Consider the following 24,571-nt stretch of genomic DNA (forward strand, 5'->3'; position numbering starts at 1 on the left):
TCAGGCCCCCCGGCACACGCGCAGGGCGGTGCGCACCACGCCCGCGGCGTCAAAACCGTGATGGGCGCGCATCGCCGCCCGGTCCGCCGCGATGGCGTACTCGCCGTCGCCAATGCCCAGGCGCACCAGCGGAATGGCGCAGCCCGCCTCGGCCAGCACCTCTGCCACCAGGCTGCCGAGGCCGCCGTTGATATTGTGCTCTTCAAGCGTAATCACCCGTTGACTCTCTTTTAACAGCGCCAGGAGTTGGCGAGTATCGCACGGGCGAATAGAGGATACGTTGACGACCGCGGCAGAAATGCCCTGCTCCGCCAGCAGACCGGCGGCCTCCACCGCCTCGTGCACCGTCGAGCCCATGGCCACCAGCGCCACGTCGCCGCCGTGTTGCAGCATGTCGATTTGTCCCGGTTTAAAACGGTAACCGGCATCGTGCAGCGCGGGCAGCGCTTTGCCGTCAAGACGGATATAGACCGGCCCGACGTAAGACAGGGCATAATCGATAATCTGGCGGCATTCCTCAGGGGACGACGGCGCAAAGATCTGGATATTGCCGAAACCGCGCAGCACCGCGATATCATCGATACTATGATGGGTGCTGGCCAGCGGCCCATAGCTGGCGCCGGCGTTAAGCCCGAACAGCTTGACGTTGCAGTTGTTATAACAGACATCGATTTTGACCTGCTCGTTGGCGCGGGAAATCAGGAACGGCGCGGCGTTGCAGGTCACGGCAATCTTGCCGCCGATGGACAGCCCCACTGCGGTGCCCACCATGGTTTGCTCGGCGATGCCGACGTTGACGATGCGATCCGGGAACCGCGCGATAAACGGGCCGATCTTGGCCGTGGAGGTGGAATCCGCCAGCACCGGCACCACGTCCATGCCATTGTCTACCGCCTTGATTAGCTGCTCCACCATCACGCTTGCCAAATGTTCTGCATTACTCATCTTTTAATTCCTCCAACGCCTGAGTGATTTCATCCCCTTTGAATACGCGGTGATGCCATTCGGCCCGTCCCTGCGTAAAAGAGATACCCGCGCCCTTTTCGGTATTGGCGATCACCACGTTAGGCTTGCCGTTGGCCGGCAGGTTTTCCAGCGTATCCACGACTGATTGCATATCGTTGCCGGCGCATTCGGTCACGTTCAGGCCGAAGGCCAGCCACTTGTCGGCCAGGGGATCGGTATTCATGATCGAGCACGTCAGGCCCGCCAGCTGCAGTTTGTTTTTATCGTTGATAATGACCAGGTTATCCAGGCCGTAATGGGCGGCCACCAGCGCCGCTTCCCAGTTGCTGCCCTCGGCCAGTTCGCCGTCGCCGGTCAGCGCGAACACTTTCCTGGCGCTATGGTCGCGTTTGGCCGCCAGGGCGATGCCCACGGCCACCGGCAGGCCGTGGCCGAGCGCGCCGGTATTGAGTTCGATGCCGGGCGTCTTATGGCGCACCGGGTGGCCGGGCAAATGGGAATTGGCATGCTGGTAGGTCGGCAGCCAATCGATGGGGAAATAGCCGGCTTCGGCCAACGTGCAGTAATAACCGCCGACGCCGTGGCCCTTTGACTGGATATAGATATCCCGCGCGGGATCGTCTAGCCTGTCGGGCGCGCAGTTCAGCACGCGGAAATAAAGCGCCGTCAGGATTTCCACCTCGGAGAGGTCGGCGCCGGTATGGCCGCCGGCCGGGCTTCCGGCGTTCAACGCTACGATGCGGCGGCGAATCTGACGCGCCTTCTTGACCAGTTCATCGACTGATAATGAATAGGGGTTCATCACGTTACCTCTCTTTCGCTTGAAGCGAATTTTTACGCATAAAAGAATATTTATTCGAATAAGCCAAAAAAAACGCTACCCGCCGCGATGCGGGCGTAGCGTTATTCAGGCGCGCCCTCTTTAATGATTTTTTGCGAGACAATGGCCGCCTTGCGCTGCATGCGGTTTTGCATCTGATCGATAATCACCGCCACGATAATGACCATGCCCTTGATGACCATTTGCCAGAATTCACTGACGCCCATCATCACCAGGCCGTCCGCCAGGATGCCGATGACAAAGGCGCCGATCAGGGTGCCCACGATGGTGCCGCGCCCGCCGGCCAGGGATGTGCCGCCCAGGACCACCGCCGCGATGGCGTTCATTTCAAACGCGGTGCCGGTGGCGGGATGGCTGGCCACCAGCTGCGAGGACACCACGATCCCCGCCACGGCGGCGCACAGCCCCGAGATGGTGTACACCCAGACCTTGACCTGCTTGACCTTGATGCCGGACAGCTCGGCGGCGCGCTCGTTATCGCCGATGGCGTACACATGGCGGCCGAACGGCAGGCGGCGGGCGATATAGGCAATCGCCAGCGCCAGCACAAACATCATCCAGATGCTGTAGGGCACGCCGAACAGCGTTCCCGCGCCGATAAGATCAAATCCGGTGTTGCCCAGGCGCGGGTTGCCGTCAAGTCCCGGAAAGGTTTCGCCGTTGGAGAGCAGCATCGCCGCGCCGCGCACGATGTACATGGTGCCCAGGGTGCAGATAAAGGGCGCGACGTTATAGCGGGTGATAATCCAGCCGTTAATGGCGCCGATAAGGCCCCCCAGGAGCAGTACCGCCGGGACGATCACCCAGACGCTGGGAAATATGGCGATGCCGAACATCGGCAATACGATGCCCTGGGTCAGCATCCAGCCGGCGAACATGCCGCACAGGCCGAGGGTAGCGCCGATGGACAGATCAATGCCGGCGGTGATGATGACAAACGTGATGCCGAGCGCCAAAAAGGCGTTAATCGAGATGTGTTTCATCATGATGATGATGCTGCCGGTCTCGAGAAATCCGGGCACCGTGGTGGTAAAAAACCCCAGGATCAGGAATAACGCGATAAAAGTGCGCAATTTAAGCAGCAGCAGCAGCATATTTTCGCGCGAGCGAAAACGCCGGGTGCCCGTCAGGGGCGCTAATGTCGCGGTGTTGGTTGCTTTCATATCAAAACCCTTTTGCACTCGCCGAGACCAATGCCGATTCCTGGGCCGATTGACGCTCGACATTGGCCGTCAATTTACCGTTCGACATCACCAGAATACGGTCGGAGACCGCCATGATTTCTTTCAAATCCGAGGTGGAGAACAAAATGCCGATGCCCTTCTCCGACAACGCCACCATCATCTCGAACACATCCGCCTTGGCGCCCACGTCGATGCCGCGGGTGGGTTCGTCCAGCAGCAGCAGTTTCGGGTTGGTCAAAAGCGAGCGTCCGATCACCACCTTTTGCTGATTGCCGCCGCTCAGCGCCTGGATCTCCACATCCGGCGACGAGACCTTGATCGACAGATTGCCGATGGTGGTGGCCACCGCCTGCTGCTCCTGCTGGCGCATGATGCTGAAACCGTGCTGCAAGCGGCGCCACAGGCTGGCAATGGTCAGGTTGACCGCGACGCTCGAGGCCGGGAAAATACCGGTTTTTTTGCGATCTTCCGGCACCAGGCTCATGCCGAGCTTGATACGGTTGGCGGTGGGCATACGCGTCGACACCGGCAAATCCCCCAGCCAGATTTTGCCCAGATAGTTTTTTTCCGTGCCGAGCAGGCATTCAAACAGCTCGGTGCGGCCGGCGCCCATCAGACCGTAAATGCCGACGATTTCGCCGGCGCGCACGCTAAAGGACACGTCGTTGACCACGGGATGCCCGGCATCGTTAACGCTGGTAATATGATCGACCTGCAACACCGGCAGGCCAAAAGTGCGGCCCGGCTTGAGAAATGTTGTGACAGGGTCACCTCCCAGCATTTCCCGCACGATCCAGGGCACGTCGATTTCGCTGACCCGCGCCTCGGCCTGGAAACGCCCGTCGCGCAGAATGGTGATGTAATCGCCGATGGTCATCAGCTCTTCCAGGCGGTGGGAGATATAGATAATCGTCACTCCCTGGCGCGTCAGCTCGCGGATCACCCGGAACAGCACGTTGACTTCGGTTTTGCTTAACGCCGAAGTGGGTTCGTCAAGGATCAGAATATCCGCCTGTTCCGCCAGCGCCTTGGCGATCTCCACCATTTGCTGCTGGCCGACCTTCAGGTTGGCCACCAGTTCGCGCGGCGAGATAGGTTGATCCAGCCGATTCATCAGCTCAGCGGCAATGCGTTCCTGCCCGGCCTGATCGATCGGCCATAATCCCTTCTGATGCTCGCGTCCGAGAAAAATATTCTCCGCCACGTTCAGGTTTTCCGAGAGGTTCAGCTCCTGATGCACCATGCCGATCCCCTTGGCCGCCGCGTCCCGGGTATTACCGAAGCTTACCGGCTCGCCGTTAAGCAGCATCTGGCCGGAGGTAGGCTGCTGCACGCCGGCCAGTACGTTCATCAGGGTTGATTTACCGGCGCCGTTTTCGCCGATAATCACATTCACCTTGCCGCGATAGACGTTGTAGTCCACGTTATCCAGCGCCAGCGTGCCGGGATAAAGCATGGTGATGCCCTTGGCGCGCAGGATAATGTCCGGTGTCTCGCTCATTGTGCCGTCCCCCGTTTAAGCTCCAGCGCCACGGCGTCATCAATACTGTCCGCGCGCAGTGTCACCGCCGCCAGCACGTCCACCTGCTGCCCGACCCAGCCGCCATCCACCGCCGGCAGGCCGCTTAACGCCTGCTTATTGAGCGCCTTGGCCACCTGGGCAAACTGCACCTGGTTTTTAAAATCCTCAAAACGAAGAAAACCGGCGGCATCGCGTACGGCGTTGCCCCTGATAATCGGTCCCAACTGCAGGGTAACCGGCTCGTTGTTAACGCTAAGCGTCAGCTTGCGTTCCAGGCCGTCGGCATCCACCGCGGTCACCTTGCCGCTGAACCGGGTATAGACGCTCTTGCCGTCGACGCCCTTCACCTGCCCCTGGGCCTGCTTGAGCGCCGTCCAGTCAAGCGCCTGGGCGTGCGCGGCCGGCAGCACCTTCGGCGCCCAGAAGGCCTGCGCGATTTGCGCCGGCGTCTGGTTGGAATAATCCGGCCCGGCCGACGGATCGGCGGGGATAACAGGTTTGCCGTTACTGTCCAGACCGACCACGTCACAGGCCGTCAGCAGCAGCAGGATCACACATCCTATTCCCGTCTTGCGTAATGCGTTGAGCTGCATGTCGTCTCCCAATCAAGGGGCCGTCCGGCCCCTTGCCACAGGTGATTAGTTTTTCAGGCTAAAGGTCTTCAGGTTTTTGGCGTTGGTCTCGTCGATCAGCACGCAATCCATCAGTTGCTTCTCTTCTTTACCGGCTTTGCCGGTCTTCAGGTACACATCCGCCTGTTCCACCGCCATTTCGGCCTGCGCCGCGGCCGGCTGCAGCACCGTGGCCTTGATATTGCCCTTGGCGATTATCGAGTCGCGTACATAATCGCTGCCGTCAAAACCCACCAGGATCACGTCCTTGCGCCCGGCGGCCTTCAGCGCGGCTTCGGCGCCCAATGCCATGGTATCGTTGCCGGAGATCACGCCGGTAATATCCGGATTGGCCTGCAAAATGGATTCCATCCGGCTGAAAGCCTCGGTCTGGCTCCAGTTGGCGGTTTGCTGCGCCACCATCTTCAGCCCGGTATATTCGTCAATCACATCGTGGTAGCCCTGCGAACGCACGTGGGCATTGGTATCGGATTCCTTGCCCAGCAGTTCCACATACTTGCCTTTGCCGTTCATCAGCTTGACGAACTTCTCCGCGCCCAGCTGCGCGCCCTGGTAGTTATTGGACACGATCTGCGCCACCGCCACGCCGGTGGCATTGATTTCACGATCGATCAGGAAGGCGGGAATACCGGCCGCCTTGGCCTTTTTCAACGGCCCGATAGTGGCGTCTGACCCGGCGTTATCCAGCACGATTGCCTTGGCCTTACGGGCGATGGCGGTTTCAATCAGCTGGTTCTGCTTGCTGACGTCATCGTCATGGGACGCCACCAGCGTGGTATATCCCAGCTCGGTGGCCTTGGCCGAGGCGGCATCGGCTTCCGCCTTGAAGAACGGGTTATCATGGGACGGGGTAATGATGGCAATCAGGCCTTTATCCGCGGCGAAGGACGCCATGGATAATGACAAGAGGACGGCGGCAACGCAGGGTTTCAGTAGGAAGGTGTTCATTGTTGTTCTCCTGGATGAATACACGTGAATATATATTCACTTTTGATTTTATATTCAACTGGAGTGTGGCAAGTCCCCGCGATAATGTCCATTACGATTGTTGGGAATAGCGAGTGCTGTCACAAAAAGCAACAAGATGATTACATCGGATGCGGGGAAATGAAAACATGCCGCTGGGGTCGAATCGGGCGTGGTTCCCCCGCCCGCCCGCGACCTCGTGGCGCGCCAGGCTGGCCGGCACGGGACGGCATGCGATGAGGCTTATGTTTTTCCCGGCAAGGGTGCGTTTGCGAGAACGCGCCGCTGGGGCGGCAGCCGGCTAGGCGCGGGATTTAATATCCCGCGCCTCGTCGATTTTCGGCGTCAGCGGGCCAATCCAGCGCTGCACCAGCCAGCAGGCTAGCGTTATCATCAGCCAGCTCAGCACGGTTCCCATGACCAAATCCCGCGGCCAATGCATCCCCAGGATCAGCCGGCTGCACATGACCGCCACCGCCCAGATCATGATAATCGCCACCGAGGCGAAATGCCGGCGCGGCCACAGCAGCCCCAGCGCCAGCAGCGCCCAGCTGGCGGCGAAAATCGTATGCCCGGAAGGGAAGGCAAAACCGGTATCATGCTGCCAGTGCTTACGCAGCCACGGCGGGATCTGCTCCTCGTTCTGCAGCTCCTTTTTCACCCATTGCGCGCGCGCTTTAGGCGGGAGCGAATAAAACGCCCGATCGTCGATGGCGAAGGCGTTCTCCAGCCACAGCACATAGGGCCGCGGCTCCTGCACCCGCTCCTTGATAACCGTTTTCAGGCCCTGGCCCGCTAAAATCGTCACGCCCAGGATACAGGCCAGTGCGAGGGCGGGCTTTAAGCGAAAGCGCAGGCACCAGAGAAACCAGCCCAGCAGCAGCGCGCTGGTAACCATGCCCCACGGCGCGCTGACGGTTTGGGTTATCCAGAACATACCCCGCCACCAGCCGGCCTCATTGCCGGGATGCCACTGCCAGCCACTGACCCAGACCAAAAGTGGTATTATCATAAGTATTACCGCGCCCAGGCCGGTGCGTTTCGCTGTTTCAAACATAAAGATAATTTTCCGTTAAATGTCTTACCGCTGAACAGTTTAACGTCAGGGCGGCGGCAATTTTCCTAATAAGAACGATCGGTCGGTAAGCAATTGTGACAATCTAATGACTATTTTGCCAGCAAACAGGATTTTCAACCGTCAGTTTTCGGTAAATTTATGGCAAAATGCACTATTAATGAATCTTCGCGCACTCGACCGCACCATGCTTGGTCAGACGGCATCATCGAGAGTGAGATGAGCGACGATAAAGAAGTTTTGGAGAGCAACATGCAGCTTAAACGTGTGGCAGAAGCCAAACTGCCGACACCCTGGGGCGATTTCCTGATGGTGGGATTCGAGGAATTAGCGACCGGACACGATCACCTGGCATTGGTTTTCGGTGATATTACCGGCGTGGAACCGGTGCTGGCGCGGGTGCACTCCGAGTGCCTCACCGGCGACGCCTTGTTTAGCCTGCGCTGCGACTGCGGCTTTCAGCTCGAGGCCGCGTTAACCCACATTGCCGAGGAAGGCCGCGGCATTTTGCTCTATCACCGCCAGGAAGGCCGTAACATCGGCTTACTGAATAAAATACGCGCCTATGCGCTCCAGGATAAAGGCGCCGATACCGTTGAGGCCAATCACCAGTTGGGCTTTGCCGCCGACGAGCGGGATTTCACCCTGTGCGCCGATATGTTCAAACTGCTGGGCGTGGAATCGGTACGTTTGCTGACCAACAATCCGCAAAAGGTGGAAATCCTTACGGAGGCGGGCATTAACATTACCGAGCGCGTGCCGCTTATCGTCGGGCGCAACCCGGAAAATGAACGCTACCTGAACACCAAAGCGACCAAAATGGGCCATTTGCTGGATATTAAATAACGCCCCGCGGATGATGGGGCCGCGCCATCCGGCGCGCCCCTGGAGCCTGATTATGAGATCGGCCACCCGAATCCGGGCCCATGATTAAGGTATATTACTCTCTTTAAATACAGGGTTATAAACCATGAAGTTCAGTACCATGAACGACAGCGAAATCATTGCCGATCTCTGCTGCCGGATTAAGGATGCGCGCATTGAGCAGCGCCTGTCGCAAATTGATCTGGCGGAGCGTTCCGGGTTGGGCATCGCCACCATCAAACGCGCCGAAATGGGCGGTTCGGTCACGCTCAGCACGCTTATCTGCATTCTGCGCGGCCTCAATCGCCTGCATCAGCTGGAAGGGGTGCTGTTCGACACCGAAGTGCGCGCCTTTAACGCCCAGGTCAGCGGCGAAAAAGCGAACACGCCGCTGCGGATCCGCAAAAAAGCCGCAACCGTGGATGAAGCGGACAAACCCCTGGTGGAAAAAAGCGCGGATGCCTCTGCCGTCGACTGGTATATCTCCGCCGCCGAAAACAATATCCTGTGGTGAACCCCGGCCCTCCCGGCGGCGGGAGCACCTATCGCGGCGGTCATCGCCGCCTTCCCCGGCCCTGAGGCCGCAATGCCCGTGGCGGACCCGGACGCGGCCATCCTTGCCGCCGGGTTCAGCTGATTTCATGCCCCGCGCTATTCACATAACACAACCTTGATCGCCAGTCCGCCGCGCGATGTTTCGCGGTATTTGGCGTTCATGTCCTTGCCGGTTTCATACATGGTCTCGATAACCTTATCCAGCGACACGCGCGGTTCCGTGGTGCGCCGCACCGCCATGCGCGCGGCGTTAATCGCCTTCATCGCCACAATGGCGTTACGCTCGATACAGGGTACCTGCACCTGGCCCGCCACCGGATCGCACGTCAGGCCGAGGTTATGCTCCATGCCGATTTCCGCCGCGATGCACACCTGTTCCGGACTGCCGCCCAGCAGCTCCGCCAGCCCCGCCGCCGCCATCGAGCAGGCCACCCCGATTTCACCCTGGCACCCTACTTCGGCGCCGGAAATGGACGCGTTCATTTTATACAGCGCGCCGACCACGCCGGAGGCCAGGAAATAGCGCAGGTACGCCTCCGGGGTCACCGGCTGGATAAAATGATCATAATAGGCCAGCACCGCCGGGATAATGCCGCAGGCGCCATTGGTCGGCGCGGTAACCACCCGCCCGCCGGCGGCGTTTTCCTCGGCCACCGCCATGGCGAACATATTGACCCAGTCCATGGCGTTCATCGGATCGCTGGAGAAACGATCATTGGTAAACAGCAGCCGGTGCAGGCTGGAGGCGCGGCGCGGCACCCGGATCGGCCCCGGCAGCACGCCCTCGGTATTCATGCCGCGCTGCATGGCGTTTTGCATGGTGAGCCATACCGCGCCGAAATAGTGTTCGATCTCCTCCCGGGTATGCAGGGCCAGTTCGTTCTTCATCACCACCGCCGAGAGCGACAGGCAATTATCGCGACAGTGGCGCAACAGGTTCTGCGCCGAAAAGAAAGGAAACGGCACCGCCTGCTCGGATGGGATCTTTTTGCCGAAGTTTTCCCGATCGACCACAAACCCGCCGCCGATGGAATAATAGGTTTTGCTGTAAACCAGCGCATTTTGCCGGTAGGCATTGAACATCATGCCGTTTTCATGCAACGGCAGGTTCTCATCGCGAAACACAATGGCCGAGGCCACGGCAAAATCCACTTCGTGGCCGTCCGCCAGGGGCAGCCGCCCACGCTGCCGCACTTGCTGGATAAACTGCGGGATGGCATCCACGTCAACCGTATCGGGCGCCTTGCCGGCCAGGCCCATGATGATGGCGATATCAGTATGATGTCCCCGGCCGGTTAATGACAGGGAACCATAGACGTCCGCGCCGAGGCGGTCGATCGAGGAAAGCAGCCCCTGCGCCTGCAAATCATCGGTAAACATTTTCCCGGCTTTCATCGGGCCGACGGTGTGCGAACTGGAAGGACCGATGCCTATCTTGAAAATATCAAAAATGCTAACCATAACCCTGTCCTTATTATGCGGCGCCGAAGGTTTTCCATCGACATCCTCGGCGCGAAAAGCGGACCGGGCCCGAAGGACCCGGCTTGGCCATCAGCCCATCAGGCTGTAGATAATCGCCGACATGGCGATCAGGCCCATAAACACCACAAATACGTTGCTGAAGTGGCCGCTGTATTTTTTCATCGCCGGTACTTTCTGGATGGCGTACATCGGCATCAAGAACAACAGCATGGCGATAACCGGACCGCCAAGGGTTTCAATCATGCCGAGGATGCTGGGGTTAAGCGTCGCCACCAGCCAGGTGGTCAGCAGCATAAAGATGCCGGTGATGCGGTTAAGCTTTTCTTCGGAGGCGGTTTTGCCACGGCTGCGTAATGCTTTGATCATCATGCCGTTGAAGCCTTCGCGGGCGCCGAGGTAGTGGCCAAGAAAGGATTTGCTGATAGCGACCGTGGCGATAATCGGCGCCATCCATGCAATCAGCGGGTTGTTAAAATGATTGGCCAGGTAGGACAGGATGGAAATATTCTGCGCCTTGGCTTCCATCAGATCGGCGGTGGACAGGCTGAGCGCGCAGCTAAACACAAAAAACATCACCGTTACTACCATCATCACATGGCTGCAGGCCAGGATGCGGGAACATTTTTTCTCCGCGCCCACGCCATATTCCTGACGCTTGGCTACCGCAAACGAGGAGATAATCGGCGAATGGTTAAACGAGAAGACCATGACCGGGATCGCCAGCCATAGCGTGGTCATCAGACCATGGCCGGTGGCGGCGCCGGCAACGAACGCGTTATCGAATATGGCGGCGCTCCAGTTGGGAATAAGATAAAGCGCCAGCAACATCAATGCCGCGACAAAAGGGAAAACCAGGATACTCATCGCTTTGACAATCATGTCTTTGCCGAAGCGCACAATGGTCATCAGCCCGACAATTAATATCAGCGATAATATCGCCCGCGGCGGCGCCACCAAATGGAGCTGGTGGGTAATAAAGCTGTTAACGGTATTGGTGATGGCGACGCCATACACCAGACAAATAGGATATATTGCAAAAAAATACAGCAAGGTGATTAATTTACCCGCACCCACGCCAAAATGTTCTTCAACAACTTCAGTTATATCCTCGCCGCCATTTTTACCTGATAATACAAAGCGGCATAATCCGCGATGGGCATAAAAGGTCATGGGAAAGGCGAGAATCGCCATAATAATGAGCGGCAACAGCCCGCCGATGCCCGCATTAATAGGTAAAAACAGCACGCCCGCGCCGATGGCCGTGCCGTACAGGCCCAACATCCACATGGTGTCGCTTCTGCGCCAGCTGGAGGCGGAGGACGCCTCCAGCACCGATGCGCTTTCCGTGATGCTATTCATTATAGTGTTCTCCTCAGGGAACGATGAAATAAAAATGCCGCGAATATGTTAAAGATATTGCGCTAAGGTTAAAAATAACCACTCATGAAAATAGATTTTTATTTTCATCCGCAGGCGCTATCTTTCAGTGGCGGCATTCTATATCAAATGGAATTAATAATAACCCTGTAGGGATCACAAAATTGCAGGTATTAATTGAGAGGATAAAAAAACGGTATTTAAATTAAAATGTCAATATTAATACTTTATCACCGGTGCGCTGTAAGGGTGCTAATTTGATACTTTATATGCCAACATAATAACAGAATAACCTTGTCAGGCCAATAAATAAAATAATTAAGTCTGGCGATAAAAATAAATATGCCGGGGAAATAATATACCCGGCATCGCCAATGTCACGCAGATTCTGTCGTTTATTCGCATCCCGTCCTGTTCCGCCGCCCTGGCGGGCGGCGGGACGCGCCGGAGATTACAACATTTTGCGGATCACGTAGTTTAAAATGCCGTCATGGCGGAAGTAGGTCAGCTCATTGCCGGTATCGATGCGGCAACGTGCCGGCACCACGTCAATACGCCCGTCGGCATAGGTAATGCGCACCGGTACCGTTTGGCCCGGCGCGAGTTCGTCCAGTCCGCTGATGCTGATGCTTTCGTCGCCGGTCAGGCCCAGCGTTTTCCGGGTGACCCCCGCCGGGAATTCAAGCGGCAAAATGCCCATGCCGATCAGGTTGGAGCGGTGGATTCGCTCGAACGACTCGGCAAGCACCACCCGTATACCCAGCAGCCGGGGCCCCTTGGCGGCCCAGTCGCGGCTGGAGCCGGAGCCGTACTCTTTCCCGGCGATAATCGCCAGCGGCACCTGTTCCTGCTGGTAACGCATGGCGGCATCGTAAATCGCCAGCTCCTCGCCTGACGGGATATGGCGGGTAATCCCCCCTTCTACGCCCGGCACCATCTCATTGCGGATGCGGATATTGGCGAAGGTGCCGCGCGCCATCACTTCGTAATTACCACGCCGGGAGCCGTAGGAATTAAAGTTACCGGCTTCGACGCCGTTCTCGCGCAGGTACAGGCCGGCCGGGCTGTCCACCTTGATATTGCCCGCGGGCGATATATGATCGGTGGTCACGGAATCGCCCAGCATGGCCAAGATTCTGGCATGGGTGATATTTTCCACGGGCTTCGGCTGATGCTGCATATCGTCAAAAAACGGCGTCAGGCGGATATAGGTGGAATCCGGTTGCCAGTCGTAGGTCGGCGTGCGGTTGACCTCGATATTTTGCCATTGCGCGTTGCCGTTAAAGACCGCGCTGTATTCCTTGTGGAACATGGCGCTGTTGACCAGCGCCACCGCATCGGCGATTTCCGCCGAGCTGGGCCAGATATCCTTGAGATATACCGGTTGTCCCTGCGGGTCGGTGCCGAGCGGATCTTCGCTCAGGTTCACCTGCATGTTGCCGGCCAGGGCATAGGCCACCACCAGCGGCGGTGAAGCCAGCCAGTTGGTTTTCACCAGCGGATGGATGCGCCCCTCGAAGTTGCGGTTGCCGGAAAGCACCGCTCCCACCGTCAGGTCGCCGGATTTAATCGCCGCCTCGATGGATTCCTTTAACGGGCCGGAATTGCCGATACAGGTGGTGCACCCGTAGCCCACCAGGTTGAAGCCCAGGCGATCCAGATAAGGCGTCAGGCCGGCGGCGGCGAGGTAATCGGTCACCACTTTGGAACCGGGGGCCAGGGACGTCTTGACCCAGGGCTTGGTCCGCAATCCCTTGTTGACCGCGTTGCGGGCCAGCAGGCCGGCGGCCATCAGGATATTAGCGTTGGACGTATTGGTACAGGAGGTAATGGCGGCAATCACCACCGCGCCCTGGTGCAGTTCATGCTGTTGTCCATCCAGTTCAAAGGTCTGGAAATCAGGATGGTGGGTGCGCCGGGTGAAATCCAGTTCGTCGCTGGCGCGAAACGCGGCGGGCACGCCCGGCAGCGCCACCCGGTCCTGCGGACGCTTCGGTCCGGCAAGGCTTGCCACTACGCTTCCCATATCAAGCGTCAGGGTGCTGGTAAAGCGGGGTTCGTCGCCGTGGTGGCGCCATAATCCCTGCTGCTTGCTGTAGGCTTCCACCAGGGCGATTTGCTCCTCGGAGCGGCCGGTCAGGCGCAGGTAATCCAGGGTAATGGCATCCACCGGGAAGAAACCGCAGGTGGCGCCGTATTCCGGCGCCATATTGGCGATGGTGGCCCGGTCCGCCAGCGGCAGTACGTCCAGCCCGTCGCCGTAGAATTCAACGAATTTGCCCACCACGCCGTGTTTGCGCAGCATTTGGGTGACGGTAAGCACCAGGTCGGTGGCGGTAATGCCTTCATTGAGTTTGCCGATAAGTTTAAACCCGACCACATCGGGGATCAGCATCGAGACCGGCTGGCCCAGCATGGCCGCCTCCGCCTCAATGCCGCCTACGCCCCAGCCCAGCACGCCCAGGCCGTTGACCATGGTGGTGTGCGAGTCGGTGCCGACCAGGGTGTCGGGAAACGCCACCGCCTCGCCATCCTGCTCTTCATGCCAGACGGTGAGCGCCAAATATTCCAGGTTGACCTGGTGGCAGATGCCGTTTTCAGGCGGCACCACGCGAAAACGGCTGAACGCCTGTTGTCCCCAGCGCAGGAATTTATAGCGCTCGAGGTTGCGTTCCATTTCCAATTGGTTATTTTCGGCAAAAGCGCGATCGTCGCCATAGCTGTCGACGGTGACCGAGTGGTCGATAACCAGATCCACCGGCGAGAGCGGATTGACCTTATCGACGTCGCCGCCAAGGCGCTTTACCGCTTCGCGCATCGCCGCGAGGTCTACCACCGCCGGAACGCCGGTAAAATCCTGCATCAGCACCCGCGCCGGACGGTAGGCGATTTCACCGTCCGCGTGCGCGTGCTCAAGCCAGCCCGCCAGGGCGCGCAGATCCGCTTCGGTGACGATGTCGTCATCCTGGTTGCGCAGCAGGTTTTCCAGCAGGACCTTCATGGATTTGGGCAGCCGGTCGAGGTTGCCCAGCTGTTGGGCGGCGCGCGGCAGGCTGTAATAGCGGTAGGTTTTATCACGTATGACCAGTTGATCCTTACTGGCTTCTCGAATCGTTGTCGACATAGCTCTCCTCCAGACTTTTACTTCATTATAGTCATAACCCTATCCAGGTTGAGGCATTGCAGTAAACAATTTACAAGAATTACGCAACTTTTTCATAACATAAAGTGTGTTCACCGATGCGGTCATGCCGGTGCCGGCACCGGCGCGTCACTTTACCGGTAATTTAATATCCTTGAACATCGCTTCGATTTCTTCATTGGAGCGCAGGGCCACCGCCGTATCCACGACGTCTCGGGTGAGATGCGGCGCGAAGCGCTGGATAAAATCATACATGTAGCTGCGCAGGAAGGTGCTGCGGCGAAAGCCGATTTTGGTGGTGCTGAGGGCAAACATGGCGTCGGCGTTGATTTTTACCAGATCGGGGTCGGCCTCGCTGCTGACCGCCATGTTGGCGATGACGCCGACGCCCAGGCCCATGCGGACGTAGGTTTTAATCACGTCGGCATCGGTGGCGGTAAAGACGATGCGCGGCGTGAGCCCGGCGCGGTTGAAGGCGGTATCCAGTTCCGAGCGGCCGGTAAACCCAAAGGTGTAGGTGACCAGGGGGAACGCGGCCAGTTCTTCAATGGTGATCTGGTCTTTGCCCGCCAGCGGATGGGTGGGCAGTACCACGATGGCGCGGTTCCAGTGGTAGCAAGGCAGCATGACCAGGTCGTCGTAGAGGTGGAGCGCTTCGGTGGCGATGGCGAAATCCGCGATGCCTTTGGAGACCGCTTCGGCGATTTGCGTCGGCGAGCCTTGATGCATGTGCAGGGAAACGCGGGGGTAGCGTTCGATGAACCCTTTGATCACATCCGGAAGCGCGTAGCGCGCCTGCGTGTGGGTGGTGGCGACATAGAGCGAGCCTTTATCCGGATACGTATGTTCGCCCGCCACCGCCTTGATGGCGTCGACCTTGGAGAGGACTTCGCGGGCAATGCGGATGATTTCCTGTCCGGCCGGCGTAACCTGGGTGAGGTGTTTGCCGCTGCGGGCGAAGATCTGTACCCCGAGTTCGTCTTCCAGCATCCGTACCTGTTTGCTGATGCCGGGCTGGGAGGTGTACAGCCCCTCGGCGGTGGAGGAGACATTAAGGTTGTGGTTCACGACTTCAACAATATAGCGAAGTTGCTGCAATTTCATTTTTGTCATCCTGGCATAAATTTGGCGCAAGAGTTACTTGTCAGCGGCGCGGCCTGGGGGCGTTTTTTTTCCCCGGCGTCAGCGGGAAAGCTAATCTTGCAATTAATACTATTTAATCATAAAAAATCGCTATATATAACTTATTTATAAGACATAAAAAAACCAACCCGTAGGTTGGTTGATGATTGCCGGCCCGATTCGGCCCCACTGGCACGCTCTCCCTTGAACACGCCTGCATTAAGCGCAGTGTTGGCGGGCCTACCGCGCCATGGGGCGCTCGGTCGGGCGGGAACACCACGCCCGATTCGGCCCCATTGGCACGGTCTCCCTTGAACACGTCTGCTTTAAGCGCAGTGTTGGCGGGCCTACCGCGCCATGGGGCGCTCGGTCGGGCGGGAACACCACGCCCGATTCGACCCCATTGGCACGGTCTCCCTTGAACACGTCTGCTTTAAGCGCAGTGTTGGCGGGCCTACCGCGCCATGGGGCGCTCGGTCGGGCGGGAACACCACGCCCGATTCGGCCCCACTGGCACGGTCTCCCTTGAACACGTCTGCATTAAGCTCTGTGTTGGCGGGCCTGGCGCGCCGCGGGGCGCTCGGTCGGGCGGGAACACCACGCCCGATTCGACCCAATCGGCACGCTCTCCCTTGAACACGTCTGTATTAAGCGCAGTGTTGGCGGGCCTACCGCGCCATGGGGCGCTCGGTCGGGCGGGAACACCACGCCCGATTCGACCCCATTGGCACGCTCTCCCTTGAACACGCCTGCATTAAGCGCAGTGTTGGCGGGCCTACCGCGCCATGGGGCTCGGTTTGGCGGGAACACCACGCCCGATTCGGCCCCACTGGCACGGTCTCCCTTGAACACGTCTGCATTAAGCGCAGTGTTGGCGGGCCTACCGCGCCATGGGGCTCGGTTTGGCGGGGACACCACGCCCGATTCGACCCCATTGGCTAGGTCTGCCTTGAACACATCTGCTTTAAGCCCGGTGTTGGCGGGCCTGGCGCATGGCTACTTTTTGGTGACCTGCCATTTGCCGTCGATGTAGAACGCCGTCCAGCCGGTGGCCTTGCCGTCTTTTTCGGAAGAAACGTACTGTTGTTTGGTCTTGCGGCTAAAGCGCACCATGGCTTTGTTGCCCTCGGGGTCTTTTGCCGGCGCGTCGGCCAGGTAGCGCAGTTTTTCCGGCAGGCGATCTTTGAAGCGCGCCAGTTCCTCCACCAGCGGTGCCCGGGTTTCACGTGATTTCGGGAACGTGTTGGCCGCAAGGAATACGCCAGCCGCGCCGTCACGCAGGACAAAATAAGCGTCCGATTTTTCACACTGCAGCTCAGGCAGCGGCACCGGATCTTCTTTTGGCGGCGCAACATCGCCGTTGCGCAGGATTTTGCGGGTGTTTTTGCATTCCTCGTTGGTACAGGCCATGTATTTGCCGAAGCGTCCCAGTTTTAAATGCATATCGGAGCCGCATTTTTCACACTCGACCACCGGGCCGTCGTAGCCCTTGATCCTGAATTCGCCTTGCTCGATTTCATAGCCGTCGCAAAGCGGATTGTTGCCGCAGACGTGCAGCTTGCGGCCGTTGTCAATCAGGTAGCTGTCCATGGCCATGCCGCATTTAGGGCAGCGGCGACGGGCGCGCAGAGCATTGGTTTCGGCATCCTCGCCTTCCAGCAGATTGAGGGTTTCCGATTCCGGGATCAGATTAATGGTAGTCTTGCAGCGTTCTTTCGGCGGCAGTGAATACCCCGAACATCCCAAGAACACGCCGGTACTGGCGGTGCGGATGCCCATTTTGCGCCCGCAGGTGGGACAATCGATGCTGGTCATCACCATTTGGTTGAGGCGCATGCCGCCCTCTTCCGGATCTTTTTCCGCCTTTTCGAGCTGTTCGCTGAACTCCCTGAAGAATGAGTCCAGCACGGCTTTCCACTCGGCTTCGTTATTGGCCACCTGGTCGAGCTTGTCTTCCATGCGGGCGGTAAAGTCGTAGTTCATCAGTTCCCGGAAATTTTCTTCCAGGCGGTCGGTGACGATTTCGCCCATTTTTTCGGCGTAGAAACGGCGGTTTTCTACCTGTACATACCCGCGATCCTGGATGGTGGAGATGATGGACACATAGGTCGACGGCCGGCCGATGCCGCGTTTTTCCAGTTCCTTGACCAGGGACGCTTCGCTGTAGCGCGCGGGCGGCTTGGTGAAGTGCTGGCTGGGCAGTAATTTTTCCAGCCCGAGCGTCTGGCCCACGCTAACCGGCGGCAGGGTGCGATCTTCATCCCCTTTGCGCAGCGCGGGCATGACCTTGGTCCAGCCGTCGAAGCGCAGGATGCGGCCCTTGGCGCGCAGTTGGTAATCCGCCGCTTTGACCGTCAGGGTGGTGGAATCGTACTGCGCCGGCATCATCTGGCAGGCGACAAATTGGCGCCAGATCAGCTGATACAGCTTTTGCGCGTCCACTTCCATATCTTTTAGCTGTTCGGCCAGATTATTGACATCGGAAGGACGGATCGCTTCATGCGCTTCCTGGGAATTTTCCTTGCTGGCGTATTCATTGGCCTGCTTAGGCAGATATTTGGCGCCGAACTGTGCGCCGATGTAATCGCGCGCCATGGCCAGCGCGTCCTGGCTCAGGTTGGTGGAGTCGGTACGCATATAGGTAATATGCCCCGCTTCGTACAGGCGCTGGGCCAGCATCATGGTTTTTTTGACGCCGTAACCCAGGCGGGTGCTGGCGGCTTGTTGCAATGTCGAGGTGGTAAAGGGCGCGCCGGCCTTGCTGCTGGTGGGCTTGTCCTCACGGTCGGCGATAACATACTGCGCGTTTTCCAACTGCTTGACGGCGGCTTGGGTCTGCGCCTGGTTGACCGGCTTAAAGGGCTTGTCGCCATGATGGGTGACCTGCATCTGCAGTTGCGCCTTGTCCGACACCTTGAGGTCGGCGTGCAGTTCCCAATACTCTTCCGGCACGAAGGCTTTTATCTCGCGTTCGCGTTCGACCACCAGGCGTACCGCGACCGACTGCACGCGTCCGGCGGACAGGCCGCGGGCCAGTTTTTTCCACAGCAGCGGCGAGACCATGTAGCCCACCACGCGGTCCATAAAACGCCTGGCCTGCTGGGCGTTGACCCGGTCGATATTCAGCTCGCCTGGTTTTTTAAACGCCGCCGTAATGGCATTGCGGGTGATTTCATTAAATACCACCCGGCTAAAACGCTTGTCATCGCCGCCGATCACTTCCCGCAGGTGCCAGGCGATGGCTTCCCCTTCGCGGTCAAGGTCGGTTGCGAGATAGATATGGTCGGCGTTTTGCGCCAGCGCTTTGAGCTCGTTGACCACTTTTTCTTTGCCGGGGAGGATCTCGTAATGCGCTTTCCAGCCGTGGTAAGGATCAATGCCCATGCGATTGACCAGTGCGGTTTGCGCGTCGCTTTTCACTTTTTTCGTTTTGGTGGCGTCGGCGCTTTTTTTAGTGGCGGAACCGCTGGTGGGCAAATCACGGATGTGACCGACGCTCGATTTAACGACGTAGTCATTGCCTAAATATTTATTAATCGTTTTGGCTTTAGCCGGTGATTCAACGATAACGAGAGCTTTACCCATGTTTACCTTTACCTGAATGATTTCTTCTGTAATTAAGAAGCATTTTGTGCGCCAGACCCTGGCTGGGCATTTACTAATTTTATATTGCGGCAGCGCCGTCAAAAATCAACCTCTGTTCAGCCAGTCTGCTTTTTCGCCTTTGCCATGAGATTAACCTATTGAAAAATAAAATTAATTTATCAATACTTTCATTGAATATTGATAAATCAACTATTGATTGGGATGCGGTTATCCCCGCCAGTTGATGAAGGCCCACACTCTACATGATAAAAAAGTTGGTGCAACTTATTAGCGGCGCAAAAAATTTCCCGGGCGGCAAAAGCGTTTAAAAAGCCCGTTCGACGAATAAACCTTAGTCTGTTTGCAGCCAAACACAACCGGGGATTACAATAGGCCGGAAGACATCTAAGGAGTAATAGGTATGTACGCTAACACCACCCCCATTGATCGCAACAGCCTGCTTATTGAGGCTAACCGGATTATTCGCGCGCATGATGAATATATGCACGGCATGGAGGCCACCGAGGTAGAACAGAAAGGCGGCGTGCTGATTTTCCGCGGTGAATTCTTTTTCGATCAGGATGGATTACCCACCCGTAAAACCACGGCAGTGTTCAATATGTTTAAACATCTCGCCGTGGTGTTGTCAGAAAAGTATCACCTGGAGGAATAAATGACCCTCGCCCGGGCCGGTTTCCCGTTCCCGGGCGGGCGCAAACCGCCGGACATGCCCGCCCTCGGGGCGGGGAGCCGTCACAGCAGGGGTTTTTGGCCCCGTTGCCATAAATGCAACAGGCGCTGCTCGATACTTAACGCCGCACTGTCGGTAAAACGCGCAAGCAAACGTTTACGCCGCGTGAAACGCACGCTAATGACCTCATGGTTGGCCATTTCGGCAATCAGCAGATCATCGCTGGTGCCGATGCCGTCAACCAGACCATTTTCCCGCGCCTGGGTGCCGTACCAGTGCTCGCCGGTCGCCACCGCTTCAATATCAAGCGTGGGGCGCATGTCATGGACAAACTGCTTGAAGAGCTGATGCGTTTCGTTCAGATCCTGCTGGAACTTTTCCCGTCCTTCCGGCGAGTTTTCACCAAACAGGGTCAGGGTCCGCTTATAGGCTCCGGCGGTGTGCAGTTCCATGTCGATATCATTGCGCTTGAGCAGCCGGTTGAAGTTAGGAATCTGGGCCACGACGCCGATGGAACCGACAATGGCGAAAGGCGCGGCGATAATGCGATCGGCGACGCAGGCCATCATATAACCGCCGCTGGCGGCCACCTTATCCACCGCTACCGTCAGGCGGATGCCGCGATCGCGCAGGCGCTGCAGCTGCGAGGCGGCCAGGCCGTAGCCATGCACCACCCCGCCGGGGCTTTCGAGGCGCAGCAGCACCTCATCTTCCGGTTTCGCCACCGCCAGCACCGCGGACACTTCCTCGCGCAGCGAAGCGACCTCGCCGGCATCCATGCTGCCTTTGAAATCCAGTACGTACAAACAGGATTTCTGCGGCGTTTTTTCGCCATGCTTTGCGCGCGCGCGCGCCAGTTTCGCCTCGCCTTTTTCCTGCTTCTTATGCCGCTTGTGCCAGATACGCTGTTCGGCCTCGCCCATGCGCGCCAGCTGCATTTCGCGCTGCATCTCACGATACTGTTTACCCAGATCCGTTATCTGGATTTCGCCCTTGCGCCGGCGCTGCCGCTGACGCAATCCCATGACCAGCAGCAAAATCGCGCCGAAGGCCAGCACCACGGTGATGGTTTTTGCCAGGAAGAGTCCATAAAGAGTAATAAATTCCACGCTGTCGCCTTGCTGAATGTGTTTTCCGTTGCGGTCTATTCTAGCTAAGGCGCGGGTATACGTCGCCGGGAAAATCAGAATATTACGTAGGTTTACGTATATTAAGTCGGTAAACCGTTAACGATTGAAATGAGGTCAGGTTTCAGGCATAAAATGAGAGACCGTCGGGTAAAAAGAGCGCTAATATCACCTCCAGGGTGACGGGTTAGCAAAGGAGCGTCCCTTGTACTACCAGCCCAAACATGACTTATTGGCCGGCCGCATCATTATGGTGACCGGGGCCGGCGACGGCATCGGCCGCGAGGCGGCGCTGACTTACGCCCGCCACGGCGCCAGGCTATTGCTGCTGGGGCGCACCGAAGCCAAGCTGGCGGCGGTGGCGGGATTGATTGCCGGTGAAGGCGGCCAGCCGGCGCGGGTTATCCCCTTTGACCTGGCGGTGGCCGGAGCGGAGGATTACGCCTTGCTGGGCCAGCGGCTCGCGGCCGACTTTCCGCGCCTGGACGGCCTGCTGAACAATGCCGGCCTGTTAGGCGAAATCGTGCCGATGGCGCAGCAGTCCCCCGCCAGCTGGCAGCAGGTGATGGCGGTCAACGTGAACGCCGCCTTTATGCTGACCCAGGCGATGCTGCCGCTGTTATTGCAGGCGTCCCGGCCTTCCCTGATATTCAGCAGTTCCAGCGTCGGGCGCCAGGGACGGGCCAACTGGGGAGCGTACGCTGTCTCCAAATTCGCCACCGAAGGCATGATGCAGGTGCTGGCGGACGAATATCCCGCGGCTACCCTGCGGGTTAACTGCATCAACCCCGGCGGCACCCGTACCGGTATGCGCGCCAGCGCCTTTCCGGATGAAAATGCCGATCGCCTCAAGACCCCCGCCGAGATTATGCCCATCTACCTTTATTTAATGGGGGATGACAGCCGCCGCAAAACCGGGATCAGTTTCGATGCCCAGCCGGACCGTACACCGGGCCCGGCGTAATCATACAGGACCAGCGAATGAGTGAAGATAGGCACCAGCAGCGCCAGCAGCGTTTAAAAGAACAGGTGGATGCCCGTATTGCCGCGGCCACGGAGCAGCGCGGCATCGTCATTGTGTTTACCGGCAACGGCAAAGGCAAGACCACCGCCGGCTTCGGCACCGTGACCCGGGCGATAGGCCACGGCATGCGCGCCGGCGTGATCCAGTTTATCAAGGGGCAATGGCCGAACGGCGAAAGAAACCTGCTGGAGCAGCATGGGGTTGAATTCCAGGTAATGGCCACCGGTTTTACCTGGAATACCCAGAACCGGGTCACCGATCGGGCCGCGGCCCAAGACGTCTGGCGCCACGGCCTGCGCATGCTGGCGGACGACAGCCTGGATCTGGTGCTGCTCGACGAGCTGACCTATATGATCACGTACGATTATGTGGATTTACCCGAAGTGATAGCGGCGCTGAACCATCGCCCGCCGCGGCAGACGGTGATCATCACCGGCCGCGCCTGCCACCGCGAACTGCTGGAGCTGGCGGATACAGTCAGCGAGCTGCGCCCGGTGAAACATGCGTTCGACGCGGGCATCAAGGCGCAACAGGGCGTGGACTGGTGAGGCGGCTGCGGGACTGGCCCGGTCAATCAGACGGGGCCAGGCCGCGGCGGGATGGCGACCGGGAAGACGCATTGCGCGCCGCGGCCGGCCAAGCCGGCGTTTGGCGCGGGCGCCTGGACGGGCTTATTTGGTGCCGGAGTTGCGCTTGCTGCTTTGGCCGCCGCGCCGGGTAGGCGTGACCGTGCTGTGGCGTTTCACCGCCCGGCGGATTTGGTTGGCCTTCATACGGCGTCGCTCTTTCTCCACCGGCACTTTGGTGACGGTTTCCGGCGCCAGTTCCACCAGTTCGCGCAGATAGTTGATTTCACCCAGCGGCAGTTCAGTCCAGCCGCCGCGCGGCAAGCCTTTGGGCAGGGGAATGGCGCCGTAGCGGGTGCGAATCAGCCGGCTGACCTGCACGCCCACCGCTTCCCATAAACGCCGCACTTCGCGGTTGCGCCCTTCGATCAGGGTCACGTTGTACCACTGGTTCAGCCCTTCCCCGCCCTGGAAGCTCAGGGTACGGAACGCGCCCGTGCCGTCTTCCAGGGTGACGCCTTTGGTCAGCAGCCGCAGTTTTTCGTCGTCCACCTGGCCGAAGACCCGTACCGCGTATTCGCGCTCCACTTCCCGGCTCGGGTGCATCAGGCGATTGGCCAGCTCCCCGTCGGTGGTGAATAACAGCAGGCCGGAAGTATTGATATCCAGACGCCCAACCGCTATCCAGCGCGAGCCGTTGAGTTTAGGCAAACGGTCGAATACCGTCGGCCGGCCGTCGGGATCCCGCCGGGTGCAAAGTTCGCCTTCGGGTTTGTAATAGGCCAGAATCCGGCACACCGCCTCTTCTGACGCGGTGATGGAAACCACCCGGCCATCGACGCGGATTTTCATGGAACTCACGGCGTCGACCCGATCGCCCAGCGTGGCGATTTTGCCGTCAACGCTGACGCGGCCTTGTTCAATCAGGGATTCAACTTCACGGCGGGAACCATGCCCGGCGCGGGCCAGGACTTTTTGCAGCTTTTCGCTCATTGAGCAACCTCGGCTGTCGCCTTCACAGGCGTCGAATGGTGGCTTTCGCCATAATTTAGTAAGCTTATCAGTAACTTAACTGAAAGATAGGGGGCTATTTTACACTATGGTCCCGCGGATCACAATCCATAGTTTACGGTGACGGGGGCGGCGGTGTAAAAACGCCGCCGGCCGGCCGTTAAAGGAAGGGGGAAACATCCCCGACGCCTTCGCGCACCACCACCGGCGTGTCGTCGGTCAAATCGATTACCGTCGTCGGCTGCTGGCCGAGAAAACCGCCGTGAATCACCAGATCCACCTGTTTGCCCAGATGATCCTTGATCATTTCCGGGTCCGATTCCGCAAAATCGTTGCCGGGCAGCATCAGGGTGGTGGACATCATCGGCTCGTCCATGGTTTCGAGCAACGCCAGGGCAATGGGGTTGCTCGGCACGCGCAGACCGATGGTCTTGCGCTTGTCGTTCATCAGCCGCCGGGGGACTTCCTTGGTGGCTTTGAGAATAAAGGTATATTTGCCCGGCGTATTGTTTTTCATCAGACGGAACGCCTGGTTATCCACATGGGCATAGGTGGACAGTTCGGACAGGTCGCGGCAGACCAGGGTAAAATTATGGTTGCCGTCCAGCTGCCGGATGCGGCAGATGCGCTCCATGGCGGTTTTATCCTCCAGACGGCAGCCGAGGGCGTAGCCGGAATCGGTGGGGTAGACAATAACCGCGCCCTTGCGCAGCAGATCGACGGTTTGGTTAATTAACCGCGGCTGCGGGTTTTCCGGATGAATGGTAAAAAACTGACTCATTGTGACTCCTTATATAGTCTGGCGGGAGAACACCCCCGGCATACCGCGATTATCCTTC

General features: G+C 58.5%; 20 protein-coding genes. 5 read left to right on the forward strand and 15 right to left on the reverse strand.

Translation table 11 applies throughout. From position 1 onward, the window contains the following. The 7 genes from ACL2XG_RS04355 to pgpB all read right to left on the reverse strand — a co-directional run bounded on the left by ACL2XG_RS04355 (position 1) and on the right by pgpB (position 7,168). Positions 1-945 (reverse strand): transketolase family protein, encoded by a 945-nt coding sequence (locus ACL2XG_RS04355; RefSeq protein WP_410015207.1) that lies wholly within the window; start codon positions 943-945, stop codon positions 1-3. Continuing rightward, entirely contained in the window at positions 938-1,768 is an 831-nt protein-coding gene (locus tag ACL2XG_RS04360) for a transketolase (RefSeq protein WP_410015208.1), read from the reverse strand. Before ACL2XG_RS04360 ends, ACL2XG_RS04355 begins: the two co-directional genes overlap by 8 nt. 101 nt (positions 1,769-1,869) lie before the next feature. Continuing rightward, positions 1,870-2,970: an ABC transporter permease gene (locus ACL2XG_RS04365; RefSeq protein WP_410015209.1), complete on the reverse strand. Its 1,101-nt coding sequence runs from the start codon at positions 2,968-2,970 to the stop codon at positions 1,870-1,872. Between the two features lies 1 nt (position 2,971). After that, complete coding sequence (locus ACL2XG_RS04370; RefSeq protein ID WP_413722793.1) at positions 2,972-4,492, reverse strand: sugar ABC transporter ATP-binding protein; 1,521 nt, start codon at positions 4,490-4,492, stop codon at positions 2,972-2,974. After that, a complete protein-coding gene (locus ACL2XG_RS04375) occupies positions 4,489-5,106 on the reverse strand; it encodes a DUF2291 family protein (RefSeq protein ID WP_410015211.1) in 618 nt (205 codons plus the stop codon). The genes ACL2XG_RS04370 and ACL2XG_RS04375 overlap by 4 nt, the downstream gene beginning before the upstream one ends. A 45-nt stretch (positions 5,107-5,151) precedes the next feature. Beyond that, positions 5,152-6,093 carry a D-ribose ABC transporter substrate-binding protein gene (locus ACL2XG_RS04380; protein WP_410015212.1) on the reverse strand — a complete coding sequence of 314 codons (942 nt, stop codon included), beginning with the start codon at positions 6,091-6,093 and terminating at the stop codon, positions 5,152-5,154. 319 nt (positions 6,094-6,412) lie between these two features. Continuing rightward, on the reverse strand, positions 6,413-7,168 hold the full coding sequence (gene pgpB / locus ACL2XG_RS04385; protein ID WP_413722792.1) for a phosphatidylglycerophosphatase B: 756 nt from the start codon (positions 7,166-7,168) through the stop codon (positions 6,413-6,415). Between the two features lie 270 nt (positions 7,169-7,438). Between pgpB and ribA the strand changes: the two genes are divergently transcribed. Together ribA and ACL2XG_RS04395 are read left to right on the forward strand one after the other, a co-directional pair. Continuing rightward, entirely contained in the window at positions 7,439-8,032 is a 594-nt protein-coding gene (gene ribA / locus ACL2XG_RS04390) for a GTP cyclohydrolase II (protein WP_410015214.1), read from the forward strand. A gap of 124 nt (positions 8,033-8,156) precedes the next feature. Further along, complete coding sequence (locus ACL2XG_RS04395) at positions 8,157-8,564, forward strand: helix-turn-helix domain-containing protein (RefSeq protein WP_410015215.1); 408 nt, start codon at positions 8,157-8,159, stop codon at positions 8,562-8,564. A gap of 137 nt (positions 8,565-8,701) precedes the next feature. On the opposite strand, the gene ACL2XG_RS04400 is transcribed toward ACL2XG_RS04395, so the two are convergent. The 5 genes from ACL2XG_RS04400 to topA form a co-directional block, all read right to left on the reverse strand. Then, positions 8,702-10,066: an L-serine ammonia-lyase gene (locus ACL2XG_RS04400; protein ID WP_410015216.1), complete on the reverse strand. Its 1,365-nt coding sequence runs from the start codon at positions 10,064-10,066 to the stop codon at positions 8,702-8,704. Between the two features lie 90 nt (positions 10,067-10,156). Further along, entirely contained in the window at positions 10,157-11,446 is a 1,290-nt protein-coding gene (locus tag ACL2XG_RS04405) for an HAAAP family serine/threonine permease (RefSeq protein WP_410015217.1), read from the reverse strand. Between the two features lie 469 nt (positions 11,447-11,915). Beyond that, the gene (gene acnA / locus ACL2XG_RS04410) at positions 11,916-14,588 is read right to left on the reverse strand and encodes an aconitate hydratase AcnA (RefSeq protein ID WP_413722791.1); all 2,673 of its coding nucleotides are present in this window, start codon (positions 14,586-14,588) and stop codon (positions 11,916-11,918) included. Between the two features lie 147 nt (positions 14,589-14,735). After that, the gene (gene cysB, locus ACL2XG_RS04415; RefSeq protein WP_410015219.1) at positions 14,736-15,710 is read right to left on the reverse strand and encodes an HTH-type transcriptional regulator CysB; all 975 of its coding nucleotides are present in this window, start codon (positions 15,708-15,710) and stop codon (positions 14,736-14,738) included. Positions 15,711-16,724: 1,014 nt separating this feature from the next. Next, positions 16,725-19,313, reverse strand: a complete 2,589-nt coding sequence (gene topA, locus ACL2XG_RS04420; protein ID WP_410015220.1) for a type I DNA topoisomerase — start codon at positions 19,311-19,313, stop codon at positions 16,725-16,727. 421 nt (positions 19,314-19,734) lie between these two features. On the opposite strand from topA, the gene ACL2XG_RS04425 reads away from it, so the two are divergent. Then, positions 19,735-19,986, forward strand: coding sequence for a YciN family protein (locus tag ACL2XG_RS04425; protein WP_410015221.1), 252 nt, complete (start codon positions 19,735-19,737; stop codon positions 19,984-19,986). Between the two features lie 80 nt (positions 19,987-20,066). On the opposite strand, the gene sohB is transcribed toward ACL2XG_RS04425, so the two are convergent. Then, entirely contained in the window at positions 20,067-21,113 is a 1,047-nt protein-coding gene (gene sohB / locus ACL2XG_RS04430) for a protease SohB (protein ID WP_413722790.1), read from the reverse strand. Between the two features lie 223 nt (positions 21,114-21,336). Between sohB and ACL2XG_RS04435 the strand changes: the two genes are divergently transcribed. Continuing rightward, a complete protein-coding gene (locus ACL2XG_RS04435; RefSeq protein WP_413722789.1) occupies positions 21,337-22,095 on the forward strand; it encodes a YciK family oxidoreductase in 759 nt (252 codons plus the stop codon). Positions 22,096-22,112: 17 nt separating this feature from the next. Then, on the forward strand, positions 22,113-22,703 hold the full coding sequence (cobO, locus tag ACL2XG_RS04440) for a cob(I)yrinic acid a,c-diamide adenosyltransferase (RefSeq protein ID WP_413722788.1): 591 nt from the start codon (positions 22,113-22,115) through the stop codon (positions 22,701-22,703). Positions 22,704-22,826: 123 nt separating this feature from the next. Here the strand turns inward: cobO and rluB are convergent, their stop codons facing one another. Together rluB and ACL2XG_RS04450 are read right to left on the reverse strand one after the other, a co-directional pair. Further along, the gene (rluB, locus tag ACL2XG_RS04445) at positions 22,827-23,714 is read right to left on the reverse strand and encodes a 23S rRNA pseudouridine(2605) synthase RluB (protein WP_413722787.1); all 888 of its coding nucleotides are present in this window, start codon (positions 23,712-23,714) and stop codon (positions 22,827-22,829) included. Between the two features lie 178 nt (positions 23,715-23,892). After that, complete coding sequence (locus ACL2XG_RS04450; RefSeq protein WP_410015226.1) at positions 23,893-24,513, reverse strand: L-threonylcarbamoyladenylate synthase; 621 nt, start codon at positions 24,511-24,513, stop codon at positions 23,893-23,895. Positions 24,514-24,571: the final 58 nt, after the last annotated feature.

The organism is Sodalis sp. RH24, assembly GCF_047324145.1.
GTDB lineage: Bacteria > Pseudomonadota > Gammaproteobacteria > Enterobacterales > Enterobacteriaceae > Acerihabitans.

Excerpts from the sequence above, each read along its gene's own strand:
- topA (WP_410015220.1), bottom strand. The coding sequence starts at position 19,313 with ATGGGTAAAGCTCTCGTTATCGTTGAATCACCGGCTAAAGCCAAAACG.
- ACL2XG_RS04370 (WP_413722793.1), bottom strand. The coding sequence starts at position 4,492 with ATGAGCGAGACACCGGACATTATCCTGCGCGCCAAGGGCATCACCATG.
- pgpB (WP_413722792.1), bottom strand. The coding sequence starts at position 7,168 with ATGTTTGAAACAGCGAAACGCACCGGCCTGGGCGCGGTAATACTTATG.
- ACL2XG_RS04395 (WP_410015215.1), top strand. The coding sequence starts at position 8,157 with ATGAAGTTCAGTACCATGAACGACAGCGAAATCATTGCCGATCTCTGC.
- ACL2XG_RS04380 (WP_410015212.1), bottom strand. The coding sequence starts at position 6,093 with ATGAACACCTTCCTACTGAAACCCTGCGTTGCCGCCGTCCTCTTGTCA.
- ACL2XG_RS04450 (WP_410015226.1), bottom strand. The coding sequence starts at position 24,513 with ATGAGTCAGTTTTTTACCATTCATCCGGAAAACCCGCAGCCGCGGTTA.
- ACL2XG_RS04400 (WP_410015216.1), bottom strand. The coding sequence starts at position 10,066 with ATGGTTAGCATTTTTGATATTTTCAAGATAGGCATCGGTCCTTCCAGT.
- ACL2XG_RS04375 (WP_410015211.1), bottom strand. The coding sequence starts at position 5,106 with ATGCAGCTCAACGCATTACGCAAGACGGGAATAGGATGTGTGATCCTG.
- ACL2XG_RS04425 (WP_410015221.1), top strand. The coding sequence starts at position 19,735 with ATGTACGCTAACACCACCCCCATTGATCGCAACAGCCTGCTTATTGAG.
- cysB (WP_410015219.1), bottom strand. The coding sequence starts at position 15,710 with ATGAAATTGCAGCAACTTCGCTATATTGTTGAAGTCGTGAACCACAAC.
- ACL2XG_RS04405 (WP_410015217.1), bottom strand. The coding sequence starts at position 11,446 with ATGAATAGCATCACGGAAAGCGCATCGGTGCTGGAGGCGTCCTCCGCC.
- ACL2XG_RS04365 (WP_410015209.1), bottom strand. The coding sequence starts at position 2,970 with ATGAAAGCAACCAACACCGCGACATTAGCGCCCCTGACGGGCACCCGG.
- acnA (WP_413722791.1), bottom strand. The coding sequence starts at position 14,588 with ATGTCGACAACGATTCGAGAAGCCAGTAAGGATCAACTGGTCATACGT.
- ACL2XG_RS04360 (WP_410015208.1), bottom strand. The coding sequence starts at position 1,768 with ATGAACCCCTATTCATTATCAGTCGATGAACTGGTCAAGAAGGCGCGT.
- ribA (WP_410015214.1), top strand. The coding sequence starts at position 7,439 with ATGCAGCTTAAACGTGTGGCAGAAGCCAAACTGCCGACACCCTGGGGC.
- ACL2XG_RS04355 (WP_410015207.1), bottom strand. The coding sequence starts at position 945 with ATGAGTAATGCAGAACATTTGGCAAGCGTGATGGTGGAGCAGCTAATC.
- rluB (WP_413722787.1), bottom strand. The coding sequence starts at position 23,714 with ATGAGCGAAAAGCTGCAAAAAGTCCTGGCCCGCGCCGGGCATGGTTCC.
- cobO (WP_413722788.1), top strand. The coding sequence starts at position 22,113 with ATGAGTGAAGATAGGCACCAGCAGCGCCAGCAGCGTTTAAAAGAACAG.